Source organism: Sinomonas albida (assembly GCF_004919045.1).
GTDB lineage: Bacteria > Actinomycetota > Actinomycetes > Actinomycetales > Micrococcaceae > Sinomonas > Sinomonas albida.
The window spans coordinates 263,878-284,027 of the sequence record NZ_SWDW01000003.1 but is presented as its reverse complement, the minus strand read 5'-3'; the positions used below and the strand labels follow the sequence as shown (position 1 = coordinate 284,027).

13 protein-coding genes, 1 tRNA gene and 1 pseudogene are annotated in these 20,150 nt (G+C 72.2%); 14 read left to right on the top strand and 1 reads right to left on the bottom strand.

Going from position 1 to position 20,150, the window contains the following annotated elements:
* The 3 genes and pseudogenes from E6A26_RS17555 to E6A26_RS04765 form a co-directional block, all read left to right on the top strand.
* Positions 1 to 320 (top strand): annotated as a pseudogene (locus E6A26_RS17555) (ABC transporter ATP-binding protein); the annotation flags it as partial.
* Between the two features lie 124 nt (positions 321 to 444).
* Complete coding sequence (locus tag E6A26_RS04770) at positions 445 to 657, top strand: hypothetical protein (RefSeq protein WP_136610030.1); 213 nt, start codon at positions 445 to 447, stop codon at positions 655 to 657.
* Between the two features lie 60 nt (positions 658 to 717).
* A complete protein-coding gene (locus E6A26_RS04765) occupies positions 718 to 1,380 on the top strand; it encodes a DedA family protein (protein ID WP_136610029.1) in 663 nt (220 codons plus the stop codon).
* A gap of 54 nt (positions 1,381 to 1,434) precedes the next feature.
* Here the strand turns inward: E6A26_RS04765 and E6A26_RS04760 are convergent, their stop codons facing one another.
* Positions 1,435 to 2,085, bottom strand: coding sequence for a TetR/AcrR family transcriptional regulator (locus E6A26_RS04760; RefSeq protein WP_234865043.1), 651 nt, complete (start codon positions 2,083 to 2,085; stop codon positions 1,435 to 1,437).
* Positions 2,086 to 2,246: 161 nt separating this feature from the next.
* Here E6A26_RS04760 and E6A26_RS04755 point away from each other — a divergent pair.
* The 11 genes from E6A26_RS04755 to E6A26_RS04705 all read left to right on the top strand — a co-directional run bounded on the left by E6A26_RS04755 (position 2,247) and on the right by E6A26_RS04705 (position 19,880).
* A tRNA-Gln gene (locus E6A26_RS04755) sits at positions 2,247 to 2,318 on the top strand.
* A 117-nt stretch (positions 2,319 to 2,435) separates the two neighbouring features.
* Positions 2,436 to 3,995: a bifunctional UDP-N-acetylglucosamine diphosphorylase/glucosamine-1-phosphate N-acetyltransferase GlmU gene (glmU, locus tag E6A26_RS04750; RefSeq protein ID WP_268815207.1), complete on the top strand. Its 1,560-nt coding sequence runs from the start codon at positions 2,436 to 2,438 to the stop codon at positions 3,993 to 3,995.
* Positions 3,996 to 4,976, top strand: coding sequence for a ribose-phosphate diphosphokinase (locus E6A26_RS04745; RefSeq protein ID WP_136610028.1), 981 nt, complete (start codon positions 3,996 to 3,998; stop codon positions 4,974 to 4,976).
* A gap of 289 nt (positions 4,977 to 5,265) precedes the next feature.
* Positions 5,266 to 5,877 (top strand): 50S ribosomal protein L25/general stress protein Ctc, encoded by a 612-nt coding sequence (locus E6A26_RS04740; protein WP_136610027.1) that lies wholly within the window; start codon positions 5,266 to 5,268, stop codon positions 5,875 to 5,877.
* Positions 5,878 to 6,124: 247 nt separating this feature from the next.
* Positions 6,125 to 6,709, top strand: coding sequence for an aminoacyl-tRNA hydrolase (pth, locus tag E6A26_RS04735; protein ID WP_136610026.1), 585 nt, complete (start codon positions 6,125 to 6,127; stop codon positions 6,707 to 6,709).
* A gap of 133 nt (positions 6,710 to 6,842) precedes the next feature.
* The gene (locus E6A26_RS04730; RefSeq protein WP_136610025.1) at positions 6,843 to 9,557 is read left to right on the top strand and encodes a helix-turn-helix domain-containing protein; all 2,715 of its coding nucleotides are present in this window, start codon (positions 6,843 to 6,845) and stop codon (positions 9,555 to 9,557) included.
* A complete protein-coding gene (locus E6A26_RS04725) occupies positions 9,554 to 12,178 on the top strand; it encodes a helix-turn-helix transcriptional regulator (protein WP_136610024.1) in 2,625 nt (874 codons plus the stop codon). The genes E6A26_RS04730 and E6A26_RS04725 overlap by 4 nt, the downstream gene beginning before the upstream one ends.
* 344 nt (positions 12,179 to 12,522) lie before the next feature.
* Positions 12,523 to 13,884: a cysteine desulfurase gene (locus E6A26_RS04720; RefSeq protein WP_136610023.1), complete on the top strand. Its 1,362-nt coding sequence runs from the start codon at positions 12,523 to 12,525 to the stop codon at positions 13,882 to 13,884.
* Positions 13,881 to 14,330, top strand: a complete 450-nt coding sequence (gene sufU, locus E6A26_RS04715; RefSeq protein ID WP_136610022.1) for a Fe-S cluster assembly sulfur transfer protein SufU — start codon at positions 13,881 to 13,883, stop codon at positions 14,328 to 14,330. The genes E6A26_RS04720 and sufU overlap by 4 nt, the downstream gene beginning before the upstream one ends.
* A gap of 134 nt (positions 14,331 to 14,464) precedes the next feature.
* Positions 14,465 to 17,176 carry a LuxR C-terminal-related transcriptional regulator gene (locus tag E6A26_RS04710; RefSeq protein ID WP_136610021.1) on the top strand — a complete coding sequence of 904 codons (2,712 nt, stop codon included), beginning with the start codon at positions 14,465 to 14,467 and terminating at the stop codon, positions 17,174 to 17,176.
* Between the two features lie 25 nt (positions 17,177 to 17,201).
* Positions 17,202 to 19,880 (top strand): helix-turn-helix transcriptional regulator, encoded by a 2,679-nt coding sequence (locus E6A26_RS04705; RefSeq protein ID WP_168928673.1) that lies wholly within the window; start codon positions 17,202 to 17,204, stop codon positions 19,878 to 19,880.
* Positions 19,881 to 20,150 lie beyond the last annotated feature (270 nt).

The window sequence follows — 20,150 nt, the reverse complement described above, 5'->3', positions numbered from 1 at the left end:
CGGCGGCGGGCGGGGCGCAGGCCGCGGCCGACGACGGCGGGGCACGGTCCGCGGCGTCGGGCACCGGGGCGGGCGCCGGCACGGGCGGCGCCGCCGGGGCCACCGAGGCGGAGAAGCGCCAGGCCCGCAAGGACCTCAACCGCGTGGAGCGACAGCTCGGCAAGCTCGCAGAGCAGGAGGCCGCGCTGCACGAGAAGATGGCGCGGGCCGTCGAGGACTACGGCCGCCTCGCGGAGCTCAACGCGCAGCTCCAGGGGATTGCCGCGGAGAAGGAGGAGCTCGAACTCGCATGGCTCGAGGCCTCCGAGGTGCTCGAGTAGGCGCAGGCTAGCTGTTCCCGAGGGAGGATCAGCGTTCACCGGCGCGTCATCTCCGCGTATCGAAGCCCTCCTAGGCTGAAGGTGCTTGAACTGGGACAGCAAGCTCTTGCTCTAGGGGACAACAATGCATATGGATGATTTCGGGCGGTTCGTTCGCGGTGATTCAGTGGCCGTCGAGGGCCTGGAAGGCCTCAACCTGACCGGGATCATCGAGGAGGTCGCTCCAGACGGGAGCGTCTTCTGGATCCGGGAGGACGGCGGCATGAGCCGCCGGATGGTGCACGTGACGGACGGCGCCGAAGTGCGGCGCATCGACGGCCTCAGGGCCGCCGGGTAGCGCTTTCGGATCCAGCGTCCTTGCTGGATGTGTCCGTACTGCCGGGCTAGCATCCTTGAGATGGGCGCGATCGTTGAGGCAATTCTCGGGATGCCGCCGCTTGCGGCGTACCTCGTCGTGTTCGCGCTCGTGTTCGCCGAGGATGCCATCTTCGTGGGCTTCGTCATTCCGGGCGAGACCGCGGCCGTCCTCGGCGGCGTGGTCTCGAGCCAGGGCCACGCGAACATTGGGATCATGGTTCCCCTCGTGGTCCTCGCCGCGATCGTCGGGGACACCGTGGGCTATGAGATCGGGAAGCATCTGGGACCCCGTCTGCTCGGCTTCCGGGTCTTCGATCGCCACCGGAAGAGGCTCGAGGACGCCCAGGCGTTCCTGCGGAGGAAGGGCGGCTGGGCCGTGTTCCTCGGACGGTTCGTCGCGTTCTTCCGCGCCATGATGCCCGCGCTTGCGGGCGCCTCGCAGATGCACTACCCCCGATTCGTTGCGTTCAACGCGCTCGGCGGCGTCACGTGGGGCGTGGGCTTCACGCTGCTCGGCTACGTCGCGGGAGCCTCGTACGACGTCGTCGCGAAGGCGGCCGGCCGCGACCTCGCCGCCATCGTCCTCGTCATCGTGGTGATCGGGATCATCGTGTGGCGCGTCCGCAAGAACCGCTCCGAGCGCCGCAAGGAGCGCACGTACCGTACGGGCCACCAGGAGCCCAGCTCGGAGGACGATTCCTGACGGGTCCGGACGGCGCCCTCAAGCATGCGAGAAGCCGTCGACGAGGCTGGGCGCTCAGGCATGCGAGAAGCCGTCGACGAGGCTGGGCTCCTTCTGAAGGCCCGTGAGCCCGTTCCATGCGAGGTTGACGAGGTGGGCGGCGACCGTGCGCTTGTCCGGGGAGCGGGCATCGAGCCACCATTGGCCGGTCATCGCGACCATGCCGACGAGCATCTGTGCGTACATCGCACCGTCCCCTGCGCTGAAGCCGCGTGCGGCGAACTCGTCCGCGAGGATGTGCTCGACGCGCGCCGTGACGCGGGAGAGGAGCGAGGCGAGGGCGCCCGCCTGCTGGCCGGGAGGAGCGTCGCGCACAAGGATCCGGAAGCCGTCGCTGCGATCCTCGATGTACGTCAGGAGCGCCATCGCGGCACGCTCCACGAGGACGCGCGGCTTCGCGTCCTCGGCGAGGGCACCCGTGATGCCCACGAGGAGGAGCTCGGACTCCTCCTCGACGACCACCCGATACAGGCCCTCCTTCGAGCCGAAGTGCTCGTAGATCACGGGCTTCGTCACGCCGGCGGCGGAGGCGATCTCCTCGATCGTGGCCGAGTCGGCCCCCTTCGCCGCAAAGAGCCCGCGCCCCACGTCGACGAGCTGTCGACGCCGCGCGGGGCCCGTCATGCGGATCCGCGGCGCGGCTCGGTCTGGGCTCGGTTGGGTCATTCGACCATCGTAAGGACTTGCAGGACTTCGGCCCGGGAGGGGACGGGTTCTCCGGGCGGGCGCGGCTCGTCGTGTGAGTGCTGGGGCGCCCAAAAGAATGGCAGAATAGACGACTGTGCCACGCGCTGCGGCGGGGATTCCCGCCGTCGGTCCGGGCACGGTCCGCCCTGGTGTAATGGCAGCACGCCGGCCTTTGGAGCCGTGCAGTCTAGGTTCGAATCCTAGGGGCGGAACGACGGAGCGGAACCGGGCGCCGACGGACCAGCGGATAGAATGGCCGGCGAGCGCTCATTAGATGGGGTGTGAACGAGCAGACCACCCGGACCCGACGAGCAGGAGAACCAGCGACAGTGAATGCGGAGATCCCCGGACACAGCCCTGAAGCCGATCGCCCGGAGTCGCCGCAGCCAGGGGCCCACACGGCCGGGGGACCGGTTGCTCAGGGGCCGGCCGCCGTCGTCGTCCTCGCCGCCGGCGCGGGGACTCGCATGAAGTCCCGCACCCCCAAGATCCTCCACGAGCTCGGCGGCCGGTCCATGGTGGCCCACGCGCTCGCCGCGGCGCGGGGCCTCGAGCCGCAGCGCCTCGCCGTCGTCGTTCGCCACGAGCGCGACCGCGTCGCGGAGCACATCGCCGGGCTCGATGCCGCGGCCCTCATCGTGGACCAGGACGAGATCCCGGGCACTGGTCGGGCGGTGGAGGTCGCGCTCGACGCGCTGGCCGCCCAGTCCGCCCTCGAGGGCACGGTCGTGGTCACGTATGGCGACGTCCCGCTCCTGAGCACCGGCCTCCTGCGCGAGCTCGTGGCCCGCCACGAGGACGAGGGCAACGCCGTGACGGTCCTGACCGCCGTCCTCGACGACGCCCACGGCTACGGGCGGATCCTGCGGGACGAGGACGGCGCGGTCGCCGCGATCCGCGAGCACAAGGACGCGACCAGCGACGAGCGCGAGGTCCGCGAGGTCAACTCCGGGATCTACGCGTTCGACGCGCGGGTCCTCGCCGACGCTCTGCGCCGCGTCACGACCGACAACGCGCAGGGCGAGAAGTACCTCACCGACGTCCTCGCGATCGCGCGCGAGGCAGGCGGTCGCGTCGCGGCGCTCGTCACCGAGGACCGCTGGCAGGTCGAGGGCGCGAACGACCGCGTCCAGCTCCAGGCGCTCGCGGCCGAGCACAACCGCCGCACGGTCGAGGCCTGGATGCGCGCGGGCGTGACGGTGATCGACCCGGCGAGCACCTGGATCGACGGGACCGTGCGGCTCGCCGAGGACGTCACGATCAAGCCCAACACGCAGCTTCACGGCCAGACGGTGATTGAGCGCGATGCCGTGGTGGGCCCGGACACGACGCTCACGGACGTCGTTGTGGGCGAGGGCGCGAACGTGCGCCGCACGGACGGCACGAAGGCCCAGATCGGCCCGGGCGCCACGGTGGGCCCGTTCACGTACCTCCGGGCGGGGACGGTGCTCGGCGCGGACGGCAAGATCGGGGCGTTCTACGAGACGAAGAACGCCCAGATCGGCCGCGGCGCGAAGCTCTCCCACCTCGGCTATGTGGGCGACGCCGAGGTCGGCGAGGGCACGAACATCGGCTGCGGCAACATCACCGCGAACTACGACGGCGTCAACAAGCACCGCACTGTGATCGGCGCGCACGTGCGGACGGCCTCGAACACCGTCTTCGTGGCCCCGGTCACCGTGGGCGACGGCGCGTACACAGGCGCGGGCGCCGTGGTGCGCAAGGACGTTCCGGCCGGGGCGCTCGCGCTGAGCGTCGCGCCGCAGCGCAACGCCGAGGGCTGGACGGAGGCGAGGCGGCCCGGGTCGCCGTCGGCCCTCGCCGCCGCGGCCGCGCGAGCAGAGGTTTCTCCCCCCGCCAGCAGTCCCACGACAGAAGAAGGCAAGTAGATGACCGAGATCACGGCCCACGGCGAGAAGCGCCTCGTCGTCGCGTCAGGCCGGGCCCATCCCGAGCTCGCGCAGGAGATCGCCAAGGAGCTCGGCACCGAGCTCCTGCCGACGTCGGCGTACGACTTCGCGAACGGCGAGACCTACGTGCGTTTCGAGGACAGCGTGCGCGGCGCCGACGCTTTCGTGATCCAGGCACACCCTGCCCCGATCAACGAGTGGATCATGGAGCAGCTCATCATGATCGACTCGCTCAAGCGCGCGAGCGCCAAGCGGATCACGGTCGTCTCGCCGTTCTACCCGTACGCCCGTCAGGACAAGAAGCACCGCGGCCGCGAGCCCATCTCGGCCCGCCTCATCGCGGACCTCTACAAGACCGCGGGCGCACACCGCCTCATGAGCGTTGACCTGCACACCGCGCAGATCCAGGGCTTCTTCGACGGGCCGGTCGATCACCTCATGGCGATCCCGCTCCTCGCCGACTACGTGCGCACGCGCGTGGACCTCAACAAGGTCACGGTCGTGTCCCCTGACACCGGTCGCGTGCGCGTGGCCGAGCAGTGGGCAGAGCGGCTCGGCGGCGCGCCGCTCGCGTTCGTCCACAAGTCCCGCGATGTCAACGTGCCCAACCAGGCCGTCTCCAAGCAGGTCGTCGGCCAGATCGAGGGGCGCGACTGCGTGCTCATCGACGACATGATCGACACCGGCGGCACGATCTCCGGCGCCGTCCAGGTGCTCAAGAACGCCGGCGCTCGCTCCGTGATCATCGCCGCGACGCACGCCGTGTTCTCCGACCCGGCGCCACGCCGGCTCGCGGAGTGCGGGGCACGCGAGGTGGTCGTGACGAATACGCTGCCCATCGCGTCGGACAAGCGCTTCGAGCAGCTCACGGTCCTTTCGATCGCGCCGCTCATCGCGCGCGCCATCCACGAGGTCTTCGACGACGGCTCGGTCACGAGCCTCTTCGACGGCCGCAGCTAGCCGCACCTTCGAGGCGAGCAGCCTCCAGCGCGAGCGGACGACGGCGGGTGCACACCGCCGTCGTCCGCTCGCTCTGTCTGCCGGGCGCGGTGAGGGGGCGCGCTGGTCTGGTACGATGGACGGCGAACCTTGGCGAGGGAATCGGCCGCTGTGAGCCTGTGCTCACGAGGCGGCGGGGCCGTGATCGACTGGGTCTGAGACTCCTCCGGGGTGCCTTGTGGCGCTCGAGGTGTGCGGGCCAGTTGTGGCCGCCCTCGCGTCAGGCCAACCGACCATCGAAGGAGCAAGAATGAGCGAGAAGCTCGCCGCCCAGAAGCGCACCGAATTCGGCAAGGGCTACGCCCGCCGCGCCCGCGCCGCCGGCAAGATCCCCGCAGTCATCTACGGCCACGGTGCCGAGCCGCTGCACGTCAACCTGCCGGGCCACGAGACCATGATCGCCGTGCGCGCCGCGAACGCCCTCCTGACGATCGACATCGAGGGCGAAGAGCACCTCGCGCTCGTCAAGGACATCCAGCGGGACCCGGTCCGCCAGATCATCGAGCACGTCGACCTCCTCACGGTTCGCCGCGGCGAGAAGGTCTCCGTGGACGTGCCCGTGCACCTCGTCGGCGAGGCCGCCGCGGGGACGGTCGTCACCCAGGAGGCCGTGACGGTGACGGTCGAGGCCGAGGCGACCCACCTCCCGTCCGTGCTCGAGGTCAGCATCGAGGGCCACGAGATCGGCCAGCACGTCCACGCCGGCGACGTCAAGCTCCCGAATAACGTGGAGCTCGTGACGGAGGCCGACGCGATCGTCGTCAACATCTCCGAGGCCGTCGTCGTGGCTGAGGAGCCCGCCGAGGGCGAGGCCGCCGAGGCTGCCGAGGCCGAGGAGCCCGCCGAGGAAGCTGCCGAGTAAGCAGGTAGTCTGCTGCACGAACCTCAGGCGGCCCGTTCCCGGTGGGGACGGGCCGCCGCCCTTTTCGTTTCGGCTACAGGTCTCGGGTACAGATCATCTGTACCCGAGAGGCTTAGGTCGAGGGTTATCTGTACCCGAGAGGCTTAGCTTGAGGGTTATCTGTACCCGAGACGTCTAGATCGAGGGTTATCTGTACCCGAGACGAATTCGCCCGCCCCCCGCCGCCCCCGAAGGAGCGCCAAACCCCATGGCAGAGACATGGCTCATTGTCGGCCTCGGTAACCCGGGACCCAAGTACAGTGGCAACCGCCACAACGTGGGCTACATGGTCCTCGACGAGCTCGCGGGTCGCGTGGGTGGGGGCTTCTCCTCGCATCGCTCGCGCGCGATGGTGCTCGAGGGGCGGCTCGGCATCGGCGGCCCCCGCGTGGTCCTCGCCAAGCCGGTCACCTACATGAACGAATCAGGCGGCCCGGTCTCCTCCGCCGCGAAGTTCTACGGCGTGGAGCCCGAGCGCGTCGTCGCGGTCCACGACGAGATCGACATCCCGTTCGACACCGTCCGCCTCAAGCTCGGCGGTGGAGAAGGCGGGCACAACGGCCTGCGCGACATCACGAAGGCGCTCGGCACGAAGGACTACTATCGCGTCCGCGTAGGGGTGGGCCGGCCACCGGGCCGCATGGACGCCGCCGACTACGTGCTCCGGGACTTCTCGCCGGCAGAGCGCAAGGACCTCCCCTTCCTCCTGTCCGAGGCGGCCGACGCCGTGGAGCTCCTGGTGCGCGAGGGCCTCCTCTCGGCCCAGCAGAAGCACCACCCGGCCAAGGCGTGAGCCCCTCTTCCTGCCCAATGTGAAGCAACATTTTTACTTGTACAACATGAAAGTTGCCTAAGGCCCTGCCCGCCGTTGGCCAGACGGGGTATCTTGTGCTCACCTGCAGATGCGGGGAGCTTGGGGAGGGGCAATGCAGTGGTCGGCCGGTGTGTCCGAGCGCCGTCAGTCTGGCGGTGCCCGCGAATTCGCTGCTGACCGCGTCCAGTGGATGCGCGGCGTCCGCCGCGATGAGCTCCAGGCCGCCCGCGACGCTCTCGCCGACGCCCACAGCTTCGGGATCGTCATCACCGGCGAGCGGGACATCGGGAAGGGCGCGTTCCAGACCGCGCTCGTCCGGTCGCTCGCGCCGTCCACGTACGCCCAGACCCTGCGCAGCACGATTGCGGGCGCCGAGACGCCCTACGGCGCGCTCGCCCCGCTCCTCGCGAGGCTCCCCGACGAGGCGCTCGAGAGCCCCGGCGCGACGATGCGCGGCATCATGGAGACGCTCGTCCGGGACGCCGAAGGCCGCCCCGCCGTCATCGCCCTCGAGACGCCGGGCGGACTCGACGAGCTGAGCACGGCGACCCTCGTGCAGCTCATGACCACCGGCAGGGCCAAGGTCATTGTCACGGCGACCCGCACGAGCGACCTCCCGCAGGACTTCCACTGGATGCTCACGGAGCAGCGCATCCGCGAGATCCCGCTCGAGCTCCTGCCCGAGGACCGCACGGAGCAGGTGCTCCGCGAGGTGCTCGGCGGGATCGTGCCGCGGACCGTGGCCCGCCTCCTCCACGCCATGGCCCACGGGAACCCCGAACTCCTGTACCGGATCGTCGGCGACTTCCTGCTCAGCGAGCAGCTTCGCCTGGCCGACGGCGTGTGGACGCTTGCCGAGGACGCCGAGTCGACGCGCAGCCGCGAGATCGACGACGTGGTGCGCTCCCGCGTGGAACGCGAGCCGATCGCAGTGCAGTCCGCGATCGACGCGCTCGCGTGTGCGCGGCGGCTCCCGCTCGAGCGGCTCACCAGCGTCTTCGGACCCGAGACAGTCGCGCTCATGGACGAATCGGGCCTCATCCACGTCGAGGAGCGCAACGCCGTCTCGCTCGCGGATCCCATCATGGCGGAGGTGGTCCGCGGCTGGCTCAGCATCCCGCGGCGGCGGGAGCTCCGCGCGCTCATCATCGGGAACGCGGAGCCGCAGCTCGCGTCGCTCAGCGTCGTCGAGCTCTTGGGCTACGCGGCCTGGACCCGCGAGTGCCAGACCGTGCTGCCGGCGTCCCACGCGATCGCGGCGGCGGGTGCGGCCCTCCGGCTCTACGATCCGCGCTTCGCGCTCGACTGCCTCGAGGGCGTCCCTCGTGTCCGCAGCACGTGGGCCACCGTCCAGCGGCTGCGCGCCACGGCGTATCTGGCCCTCGGCCAGCGCGTCCAGGCCCACTCGATGCTCGAGCAGGTCACCGAGGACGAACTCGACAGCCTCGGGCCGGTCGAGTTCGCGGACTTCATAGAGGCGCTTGTCGTGGCCAAGCGGGTGCTTTCCTCGCGGGAGCAGGAGATCGGCCCGCTCCTTGACGACGCGCGGGCGCGGCTCCTTGTGCAGGCGGGCCTTTCCGACGTCCCCGACGAGGAGACCGAGCGCGCGCGGGCCATCCTGGACCTCGTCGAGCTCGCCGACGCCGTGCATGAAGGAAATTTCACGTCCGTCGTCGAGCGGCTCGAGGGGGCCGAGGCCGGACTCCTCGGCTGGGACCCCGAACTGCGGCTCCGGTCGGAGTGCCTGCTCATGCAGTCGCTTGCGTTCGTGGGACGCGAATCGGACGCGCTCGCGCTGCTCCACGACATCTCGAGCGAGCTCGGCGGACCCGCCGGAACGATGCGCGTGCGGCACGAGTTCGGAACCCGCGCGTTCTACGTCCTGCTGCTCAACGGCCACTGGCGCCAATGCCTCGCGCTGGTCCGCTCCTCCGGGCGGTCCACGGTCCCGAGCCTGCGGATCGAGGGCGCGCACTACGAGTTCGCGGCGGGCCTCGCGCTCGTCTACGCGGGCCGTGGCTCCGAGGCGCTCTCGGTCCTCCTCGCCGCGACCGCCCAGCTCGAGCAGGGCCACGTCCAGTCCACCCTCGGCTGCGCCTACGCCGCCACGGCTTTCGCGTTCGCACAGCAGGGGGACGCCGCGGCCGCGCGCACGTACTTGGACAAGGTCGAGGCATGGTCCGCGCCGTGCAATTACTCGATCAAGAGCTCGATGGACTTCTGCGCCGACATGGCGCGCCGATGGATCGGCGAGCGGGGCGCCGCGGCCCGCCTTGTCGCATCCGCCCGGGCGGACCTGCTCGAGGGGCGGTGGACGATGGCGGGGATCAAGCTGCTGGGAGCCACCGTGGACACCGGGCAGGAGGAGTTGAGCCTCCTCGAGGAGGTCTGCGCGCACCGGCAGGGGCCCCTCGCGGAGCTGGGCCGCCGCCTCGCGCGGGGCTCCCGGCTCAGGAGCCTCCCAGACCTCATCGCCGCGGCGGATCTCGCCGCCGAGCTCGGCCTCGACACGCTCGAGTCGCGCTGCACCGCCGTCGGCCTCGATGTCGCGCGGGACAAGGGTGACGTGCGCTCCGCGCGTAGCCTGCAGGCACGCCTCGACCGGCTCACGGGCCTGGTCGAAGTACTTCCCGTCGTCCCGCAGAGCCTCGGGCCGCTGCTGACGTCGCGGGAACGCGAGGTCGCGGTGCTCGCGGCCCGCGGGGAATCAAACCGGACGATCGCTGAGGAGATGGGGCTGTCAGTGCGTACCGTGGAGGGTCATCTGTACCAGGTGTTCTCGAAGCTCGGGATCACGTCCCGTTCGGAACTCGCGGGGCTGCTGTGATCGGCCGGGAGCACGAGACTGCGCGGTGCGCCGCGCTGCTCCGCGACCGGGTCCCGGCCGTGCTCGTGCTGGGGGAGACCGGAGTGGGGAAGTCGGCGCTCATCGCGGCGGTGCGGGACGAGGTCGCGCCCGCCACCCAGCTGTTCGAGATCCACGGGAGCCCGTCGCTCCAGCGCGTGCCCTATGGTGTGCTAGCCCCGTTCCTCGGCGGGCTGCCCACTGAGGAGGCCGGCTCGCGGATCTCTGTGCTGCGTGCGTTCTGGCGCCGCATCGAGGAGCTGCGCGACGGCCCCGAGAGCCGGCTGGTGCTCGTCATCGACGACGCGCATTCGATCGACTCGCTCACGGCAGAGGTCATCGCCGAGCTCGTGGGGGCCGGATGGGCGCAGGCACTCGTCACCTCGCCCGACGGCGCCCTCCTCCCGCCGCCGCTCATGCAGCTCTGGCTCGACGGGAGCGCCGAGCGGATCGACCTTGAGCCGTTCGCGTATCCCGAGGCCGCCCTCTTCCTCGAATCGACGCTCGGGGGCCGCGTCCTGCCCTCGACCGTGCGCAGGCTGTGGCGCGAGTCGCAGGGGAACCCCATGCTCCTGCGCTGCCTCGTCGATGAGGCTCAGAGCACGGGCGCGCTCGTGGAGCGCAAGAACACGTGGATCCTCGCGTCCGAGCTCGAGCGCCGCGGCGACGGCCTCGTGGGGCTGGTCCGCGAGCAGCTCCAGCGGCTCTCCGCGGACGAGCGCGACGCGCTCATGCTCGTGGCCGTCGCGCAGCCCGCGGCGCTCAGCCTCGTCGAGGGCAGCTATTCGGCCGAGGTGGTGCGGAGCCTCGTCGCGAAGCGGCTCATCCTGCCGCCGGACGGGCCCGATGGCTCCCTCCGGCTCCGTCACAGCGTCTACGGCGAGGCCATCTTCCAGCTCATCCCGCTGAGCCGCTCGCTCCGGCTCCAGCAGCTCGCCGCGAACCATCGCGCCCGGCAGATCGCGACCGCCGACGGTCTTCTCTGCGCCGTGTCGTGGGCGCTCGGCTGTGGGCTCGCGCTCGAAGAGACGACCTTCCTGCGGGCCGCGAAGCTTGCGGCGCGCCTCGGCGAGACCTCGCTCGCGCTCCGCGCGGCCGACGCCGTGAGGTCGCCCGAACTCCGGGCCGAGGCCCTCCTGGTGCGCGGGATCGTGGCGTACTCCGCGAGCCGGCACAGCGAGGCGGCGCGGCTGCTCGAGCCGTCCGCCGAGCTCGACGCCGAAGGCGTGCTCACGGCGGGGCTCCTCTGGCTCTACAGCCGCGACGCGCTCGGGCATCCCCGCGAGGAGATGGCGCGCGACGTCGAGCGGCTCGCGGCCGCGGCCGACGGCGGGCCGTGGGACCTCCTGCGCCTCGTGTTCGCCTCCGTCGCAGGCGACTACGTGGCGCTCGAGGTCGGGCTGGCCGCGTGGCGGGCCACCGAGGCGACGGAGCGCTCCGCGGTGGAGCGCGCGGTCGCGGCCGCGCTCGAGGCCGAAGTGCTCGCGTGCCGGGGGCTCCTGCTCGAGAGCGTCTCCGCAGCGTCGAGAGCGCTCGAGCTGCTCGGATCTGTCGAGGGGAGCGGGTGCCTCGCCGAGTTTGCCGCCGTCCGGCTCGTCTACGCGGCGGTCACCGCGGGCCAATGGGGTGCCGTCGAGTCGATTCCCGCGTGGTTCTCGGGCAGGCGGCGCCACGAGGAGTCGTTCCAACTCGCGGCCACCCTCGAGTGCGCGCGCGGCCTCGCCTTCCTGCGCCAAGGGAAGTTCGGGCCCGCGCTCGCGGTCCTCGAGCCCACGCTCGAGGAGCTCCGCGTGTGCGACTCGCAGCACGTCTTCCAGCTGTGCGCGGCAGGCGCGGCGTATGCCGCGGCGCGGCTCGGCGACTGGGGCAAGTCCGCGGACTTCCTCGAGGACACGCGGTCCGCGGAGCGCGTCTCCGCGTCGATCGTGCGGCCCATCGCGGAGCTCTTCGCCGCGGCGGCCGCGTGCGCGGTCCACCCGGACGACGGCGCGCTCGCCTCGCTCGAGCACGTGGTCGATGCCGCCGTGCGGGGGCCGCGCCGGGACGTGTGCCTCCAGGCGCTCTTCCTCTGGTTCGAGGCAGGCCAGCGCGACCGGCTCGACGAGCTGCTCGCCGTCTCCTGGCCCATGGAGGGGGAGTGGGCGGAGGCTGCCGTGCTCCTCTCGGCCGCATTCGCCGAGGGAAGCCCCGATTCGCTGCGCTCGGCGGGCGATGCGCTGCGCAGCGCCTTCTACCCGCGCCTGGCCCGCGACTGCTACGGCGAGGCGCTCGCCCAGCTCGAGAACACGCCGTCGCGCGCGGACGCCCGCGCGGTGTGGGAGGGGCAGCGCGCCTGCGACGCGGAGCTCGGCGAGGCCGAGCTTCCCGCCCAGCCGTCGGCGTCGGCGGGGGAGCTCACGCGGCGCGAGCGGCAGATCGTCGCGCTCGCCATCAGCGGGCTCAGCGACCGCGAGATCGCGGACCGACTCATCGTCTCCGTGCGGACGGTCGAGGGGCACCTCTACCGCGCCTATTCGAAGCTCGGGGTGAGTAGCCGCGAGCAGCTTTCGACCGCCGTCGGACTCGCCCCGGAGGGTGAGTACACGGCGCAGCAGAGCAAGTAGTGGCGCAGCGGGGCCCGGCGTGCAAATGCGTAGTTGCCACTGATGCTTCCGGGCCCGCGGAGTGGGACAGTTGAAGGGTCGGGCCACCCGGCACGGCTAGCCCGAAACGGCAAGCCCAAGGACTGAGCCGGCGACGACGGAACCTCCCCGAGACCAAGGTTCCTCCCCCAGCCGTCGCCGGCTCTTCCCTGTCGGGAGGATCGACTGCTGGGTTGACGGGCCGCAGGGCGTCGATTGGCGGCTCGAACCGCCGCGCGTCCGAGGCCCGCGGCGAAGCATGGGAGAATGGATTGCGGCACACAGCCGTAACGTAATTGTCCTCCCTGCGTGAAGGAGCCGCCACCGTGGCCCTCGTCAGCATCCCTGCCGGCCTGCGAACCGTCCAGGAGGCCCGTCTCGACGACTCGGAGGCGGAGCGCATCCGCCGCGACTTCCCCGCCCTCGATCAGGAGGTCAACGGGCACCCGCTCGTCTACCTCGACTCGGGCGCCACGTCGCAGAAGCCGCGCAGCGTGCTCGAGGCGGAGCAGGACTTCTACGAGTCGCGCAACGCCGCGGTGCACCGGGGGGCCCATGAGCTCGCCGTACGCGCCACGGACGCGTACGAGGACGCGCGCGCCAAGGTGGCGGCGTTCGTCGGTGCAGAGACCGAGGAGCTCGTGTGGACGTCCAACGCCACCGAGGCGATCAACCTCGTGGCGTACGCGCTCTCCAACGCGAGCGCGTGGGCCGAGCGTGGCCGCGGGGGAGCCGAGCTCGCGCGCTTCGCGCTCGGCGCGGGAGACGAGATCGTCGTGACCGAGCTCGAGCACCACGCCAACCTCATCCCGTGGCAGGAGCTCGCGTTCCGCACGGGCGCCGCCCTCCGCTACATCCCGGTGGACGACGCCGGCCGCCTGGACCTCGCCGAGGCCGCCCGGATCATCGGGCCACGGACCCGGATCCTTGCGTTCTCGCACGCTTCGAACGTGCTCGGCACCGTGAGCCCGGTAGGGGACCTCGTCGAGCTCGCACACCGGGCCGGCGCGCTCGTGGTCCTCGATGCGTGCCAGTCGGTCCCGCACATGCCCGTGGACGTCAAGGCGCTCGGCGTCGACTTCGCGGCGTTCTCGGGCCACAAGATGCTCGCGCCCACGGGCATCGGGGCGCTCTACGGCCGAGCCGAGCTCCTCGACGCCCTGCCGCCGTTCCTCGTGGGCGGCTCGATGATCACGAAGGTCACGATGGAGCGCGCCGAGTACCTGCCCGCGCCGCAGCGCTTCGAGGCCGGGACGCAGCGCATCTCGCAGGCCGTGGCGCTCGCCGCCGCGGTCGACTACCTGAGCGAGACCGGGATGGCGCGCATCGCCGCGCGCGAGGCCGAGCTCGGCGCCCGGCTCGCGGAGGGCGTCGCCGCGATCGACGGCGTCCGGCTGCTCGGCCCCGCGCCCGGCGAGCAGTGGTATGGCCACGCGCGCTTCGGGCTCGCGGCGTTCGACGTCGACGGCGTGCACGCGCACGACGTCGGCCAGTACCTCGACAGCCGGGGCATCGCCGTCCGCGTGGGCCACCACTGCGCCCAGCCGCTCCATCGCCGCCTCGGACTCACAGCCTCGACCCGCGCGAGCGCGTACCTCTACACGACCGAGGCGGACGTCGATGCGCTCGTCGCGACGCTCGCCGAGGTGCGCGGCTACTTCGGGGTCACCGCGAAGGTGGGCGCATGAGCCTGGACGCGCTGTACCAGCAGGTCATCCTCGAGCACGCGAAGGAACGGCACGGGAGCGGCTTCGACGGCGCGCCCACGCCGGCAGCCGGCCACGGCGAGTCCCATCAGCTCAACCCCGTGTGCGGCGACGAGGTCACCGTGCGCGTGGACGTGGCCGACGGCGCGATCCGCAGCCTTCGCTGGGAGGGCCACGGATGCTCGATCTCGATGGCGTCCGCCTCCGTGCTCCACGATCTCGCGGAGGGCGCCACGACCGAGGACTTCCAGGCGCTCGTCTCCGTTTTCCGGGACATGCTGCGCTCGCGGGGTGCGATCTCCGGCGACCCCGAGGTCCTGGGCGACGCCGCGGCCTTCGAGGGCGTCTCGAGATACGTCGCGCGGGTGAAGTGCGCGATGATCGCGTGGGTCGCTGCGGAGGACGCCGCGCGCCAGGCACAGGGCTGATTCCGGCCGCGTCAGAGTTGCGTAAGGCCCCCTCAGGGTAGGCCTCATTTCCCTGTTGCCGATCTGTGACTTCGGCGTACTCTATGGCTGACTCCGGGGGCGAAAGGTCGCCGTGGGCGGGGGGAGGCATGCTGATGCTGCGAGATTCAGCCGTCTCGGCGCTGCCGAGACGGCAAGTCAGGCCGTCGCCAGACGCGGCGGAGCGCCAGGCCGATCGCCTGCAATGGGCCATGCTCGTCCGGCAGAGTGAACTCGAGGCCGCGACGCGCGCGCTCGAGGCCCGCGGGTCCCTCGGCACCGTCATCTCGGGGCCGCCCGGGGTGGGGAAGTCGTTCCTCGCGAGCGCGGTCCTGACCTCGCTCGGTGCGGGCGTGTACCCGCTGCGGCTCCGGACGTCGACCACGGGCCCGACCACCGCCTACGCGTGCCTCGGCGCGCTCCTCGCGCGTCTCCCCAAGGGCACGGCGTCCTCGCCCACGGGACTCCTTCTCGCCGTCGAACGCATGCTCCGCGAGGATTCCGGGGGCCATCCTGTGGTCCTCGTCGTCGAATTCACCGGGACCCTGGACGAGGGGAGCGTCGGCGTCCTCCTGCATCTGCTCCTGACCGGAACCGCGAGGCTCCTGGCCGTGGCGCAGCGCGCCACCGACCTGCCCGCGGACTTCCTGCGGCTCGTGCGGCGCGGGCGTCTCGCCGAGATCCCCCTGCACGGGATCGGCATCCCCGAGACCAGGCTCCTCGTCTCCGCGCTCGTGGACGGGCGTGTCGCCTCGTCCGCCGTGGGCGAGCTCCACCACGCGTGCGGGGGGAACCCCGCATCCGTCCAGGGAATCGTCCGGCGCGAGCGGGCCACGGGCAACCTCCACAAGCGGGGCGGGGTGTGGACGCTCGACGGCGCGGTCGAGCCGGAACCGGGAAGTGGGACGGATGAGATCATCCGCGCTCGGTGGGCGCGCGAACCGCAGGATGTCCGCGAGGTCATCGAACACCTGGCCGTGGCCCGGCGGGTCCCCATCGCGGGACTCGCCGGGCTTTTCGGTTCCGAGGTGCTCGTGGACATGGAGGACCGCGCGCTCATCTCCGTGGATGCGACCGAGCACCGCTGCGCGTACCTGCGCGAGCCCCGCATGGCCGAGCTCGTCCGGGAGCGGCTCGGGCCCGACCGGCACCGCGAGCTCGCGTCCCTGACGTCCCTCGGCGGGGCCCCCGAGGAGACCGGGCTCGACCGCGAGGATCTGGTCTCCTACGTCGAGTGGAGCCTCGGCGTGGGGAGCACGCTCGCGCCGGAGCTGACCGTCCACGCGGCCCGCGCCGCGATCGCGCTGTACGAACCGCGCCGCGCCCTCGAACTCCTCGACCGAGCGCCGGACCTCGTGGGCCCCACCGCGGTCGAGGGCGCGTTCCAGCGGGCCGCCGCGCTGTCCCTCCTCGAACGCAAGGACGAGGCGCTCTCGGTGCTCGGCGCGGTGCCGCCCGAGTCCATCGCGCGCCTCGACGCCGTGACGATGGCGCGGCACGCCGCCGCGAGGTCCGAGCTCCTCACGTGGCTCCCAGAGCGCGGCGACCCGCAGGAGCCGCTGCATGTCGCGTGGGACGAACTCGCGAAGCGGGGCGACGACGATCCGTCCGACGTCAAGGACGCCGGCGAGGTCCTGGACCTTGCGGAGTTCCGGATGCACTCCTTCCAGGGCGACTTCTCCTCGGTGCTCGACGCGCTCGAGTCGGCGTCGCGGCGCACGGGCTCGAGCGAGTACTTCCGGCGCGAGAGCTCGCTGCTCCTGGCCCTCGGCTGGGCGGCGTGCGGACGCGAGGCGGACGCCGCGGCGCTCATGGCCTCCTTCGGGCTCAACTCGCCGCTGCACACGGACGACGACGCGTACCTCACCGCTGCGTTCGCCGTCTGGATCAGCACGGGGGACTGGAAGCGCTGCGTCGACCTCTTCGAGGCGTATGTGGACCGCGGCGGGCGGCGACTGAGCTTGCGCGGCGGCATTGCCGAGCTGTTCCTCGCCGTCGCGCTCGTCCTGGCCGGACGGGGGAGCGCGGCGCTCGAGCCGCTGCTCAACGCCGTGGCCCAGCTCGAGGAGTTCCCGGCCCGGAACGCCCTCCGCGCAGCGTACGCGACGACGGCGTTCGCCTACGCGCAGATCGGGGACGCCGGCGAGGCGGAGCGGTTCCTCGAGCACGCGGCCCCGAGCCAGAACAGGGCGCCGTGGGTCTTCGAGTTCGTCGCCGACTTCTGCGAGGGCATGGCCCGCCGGTGGCTCGGCGAGGCGGCGGCCTCAGAGGCGCTGCTCGCGCACGCCGTCGAGGACGAAGCCGCCGGGCGCGTGACGGCGGCCGGCATCTGCGTGTTCGGCGCGAGCGTCCCTGGTTCGGAGCGCGAATTCCTGTGGATCGAGCGTCTCTCCCATCACCGGCAGGGTCCGCTCGCGCATCTCATGGCCGCGGTCGCGAGCGCGTCGCGCCGCAAGGACGCCGAGGCGCTCCTCGACGCCGCGGAGCTCGCGTACGGGATGGAGCTCGACGCGGTCGAGGCGCGCTGCGCGGCGCTCGCGCTCGACTTCGCGCGCGATCGCAGCGAGTCCGCCGCGGCCGGCCGAGCCCAGACGAGGCTCGACCGGCTCACCCGGATCCTCCCCACGCTCCCGCTCGTCCCGCAGGTTCCGGCACCGGTGCTCACGGAGCGCGAGCGGCAGATCGCCGTCATGGCCGCCTCCGGGGCGTCGAACCGGGACATCGCGGATGGGGTGGGGGTCTCCGTGCGCACCGTCGAGGGGCATCTGTACCAGGTCTTCATGAAACTCGGGGTCTCGTCCCGGGGCGGGCTAGAAGGCTTGGTCTGACGTGGCCGCGGGGCCGGGGGTGAAGGTGGCAGGGAGTCGGTCCGTCGCCGAGGCGACCAGGCGCGACCTCGCCGCGGCCGCCTCGGGGGCGCTCCGCCGCGAGGGGACCGGCGCCGTCCTCGTGGTCGGAGAAGGCGGAATGGGCAAGACGCACCTGCTCGACGACGTCGTCGGGGCCCTCCGAGCCGAGACCGAGGTCCTCGAGCTCCGCACGGGGCGCAGCCTCCGGTCCGTGACGTACGCGGCCCTCATCGAGTGCCTGCCCAAGCTCGCGCCCGACGACGTCCAGGACCGGATCGGCGTGCTGCGCGCGCTCTGGGCCGAGCTGCATCGGCTCTCCGGCGAGGCGGGACGCCCCGTGCTCCTCGTGGTCGACGACGCGCAGGATCTCGACGACGGCTCGGCCGGCCTCATCGCGGAGGCCGTCGCCTCGTCCTGGGTGCGGCTCCTCGCCGCCGGGACGGCGCGCCACGGACTGCCCCGCGACTTCCTCGACATGTGGCACGACGGCATCGCGGAGCGCATCGAGCTCGCGCCTCTGGGCCTCGAGGAGAGCCAGAACGTGGCAGAGGAGCATCTCGGCGGGAACCTGTCCGTCACGGCCACAGGCGTGCTGCACGGCCTGAGCGGGGGCAATCCCCTCCACCTCCTCTCCCTCATCGACGAGGCGGTGGCCGCCGGGACGCTCGTGCGCAAGCGCGGCATCTGGCTGCTTTCGAGCGGCTTCTCGAGCCGCGGCGACGCGCTCGCCGAACCCGTGCGCAGCAGCATGGAATCGCTCACGCCGGCAGAGCGGGAGGTGCTCATGCTTGTGGCCCTCACGGAGCCGCTCCCGCGGGCCGCCGCCCGCGTGCTGGTCGACCGCGACGTCCTGGACCGCCTCACCGACCTCGGCTGGTTCGCCGAGCCCGGCCCCGAAGGCGTGCGGCTGCGCTACCCGCTCAAGGCCGACGCCGTGCGCCGCATGACGACGGCGACGCGCCGGCTTCACCTTTACCGACGCGCGCTCGCGCTGGGCGGCGAGGAGCTGCGGCAGCCGGCCAACGAGCTGCGCCTGCTCGAGCTCGCGCTCGACACCGGGGCCACGCTCCCCGCCGCAGAGCTGGTGCGCGGCGCGGCGGCCGCCGTGCGCGCGTTCCGCAACGACCTCGGGCTGAGGGCCGCCGCCCTCATCGACCGGTCGGCCGAACGCTCGCTCGCGCGCGGCATCGTGGCGCGCGCCCACCTCAACCTCGGCGACCCAGCGGCGGCGCTTGCCGCCCTGTCCGTCGGTCCGGCCGTGCCGTCGGACGTCCGCGACGTGCTCGCAGGCTCGCTCGTGAAATTCACGGCGCGCACCGCCCTCGGCGAACTCGACCTCGTGGACGCGGACGCCGCCGAGCTCGAATGGGCGGCCGAGGGCGTCGACCTCCGCACGGGCGCGGGCGGGATCCCGTACGGCCCGGGCGTGAAGGAGTCCGTGCTCCGGCGCGCCCGGCTGCTCCGCGCCCTCGCCGCGGTCGAGCGCGCGGACTTCGCCGCCGTCGTCAAGGCCCTCGACCACGACGGCCGGCTCCCGCAGGCCGCCGCGGCACCCGCGATCGAACGGAACCTGTGGCTCATCCTGGACGCGGAGGTCCAGCTTGCTGCGGGCCGCTTCGAGGCGGCCGTGCGGACCACGGGGCTCGCGCTCTCGGACCCCGAGGCCGACGACGAGCACTTCCCGCTCGAGGAGCACGGGCTGCTCCGCTACCTGGCCGCGGCGCTCCTCGTGGGCGACTGGCCGAGCGTCGAAGGCGTCCTGAGTTCGTATCCGGGCGGCACGCTGCGGCCCATCGTCGTGTTCGGGCCGGGACTCTACTGTGCGCGGGCCTACGCCTTCCTGCGCCAGGGCCGCGAGCCCGAGGCCGAGTCGATCCTGCGGGACGTCGTCGAGAACCTCGAGCTCGTGGATCCCCTCCAGCTCTTGGGGGTCGCGACGTCGTTTGCGGCCTGGGCGGCCGCCGCCACGGGCAACGCCGCGGCGGCTCGCCAGCACCTCGCCCGCGCGGAAGCGACGGCCGGCCTGGGCAGCGTGGCCATGCGCCAGGTCGCCGCGATGCACCGCGCGGGCGCCCTCGAGCTGATGGCGCCCGGCTCGGGCCGGCCGCTTCTCGACGGGATCGCCGAGGAGAACCGCGCCGCGGGACGGCCCGGCTGGGAGCTCCTGGCCCGTGTCCTGGGCTTCGAGCTCGGCGCGGCGGACGTGGACGGGCGTGCCGCGGAGCTCGCGGCGGCGGCCGAGGGCCCGTGGGCCGCGGCATGGGGCGCCTGGGCCGCCGCCGAAGCCGCCGGGAGCGGCGACGGGTACCTCGCGGCAGGCGAGCTCTTTCAAGGGCTCGACCTGTACCGCCGGGCGCGGGCCGCCTACGCCCGGGCGGCCGGGTGCTTCGACGCGGTGGGCGACCGCGCGGCGGCGCGCCGGGCCGGCTCCCTCGCCCGGGCGTGCGAGGGCCTGCCGGGCTCCGGCGAGGCGGGGGAGCAAGAGGAAGCGATCCTCGCGTCCCTCCGGCTCAGCCGGCGCGAGCAGGACGTCGTGGACCTCGCGCTCGAGGGCATGAGCGATCGGCAGATCGCGGACCAGCTCCACCTCTCCGTGCGCACCGTCGAAGGCCACCTGCACCGTAGCTACGCGAAGCTCGGCGTGCGCAGCCGGGACGAGCTGCGCGACGCGGTGAACGACTGACGCCTGCCGCGGGCGCCGCGCTACTCGCCTTCGGGGCGACGCCACGCCCCGAGTAACCGCAGGTCAGGGGCCGGTCTGCTCGAAGCGACTCGGCGATATACAGGACCATTCGAGTACTCGCACGCCGTGCCCAGTGCCGAGTGCGCAACTACGCGTAATGGGTTCGCGCACTCCTGCGTACAGGCCAAGGGTTCACCCTCAGAGGGCGGGTTGAAGCTCGGGTACCGACTACTGGTGACCGCCGAACACCGCGCGGCTGTACTGGAGTGG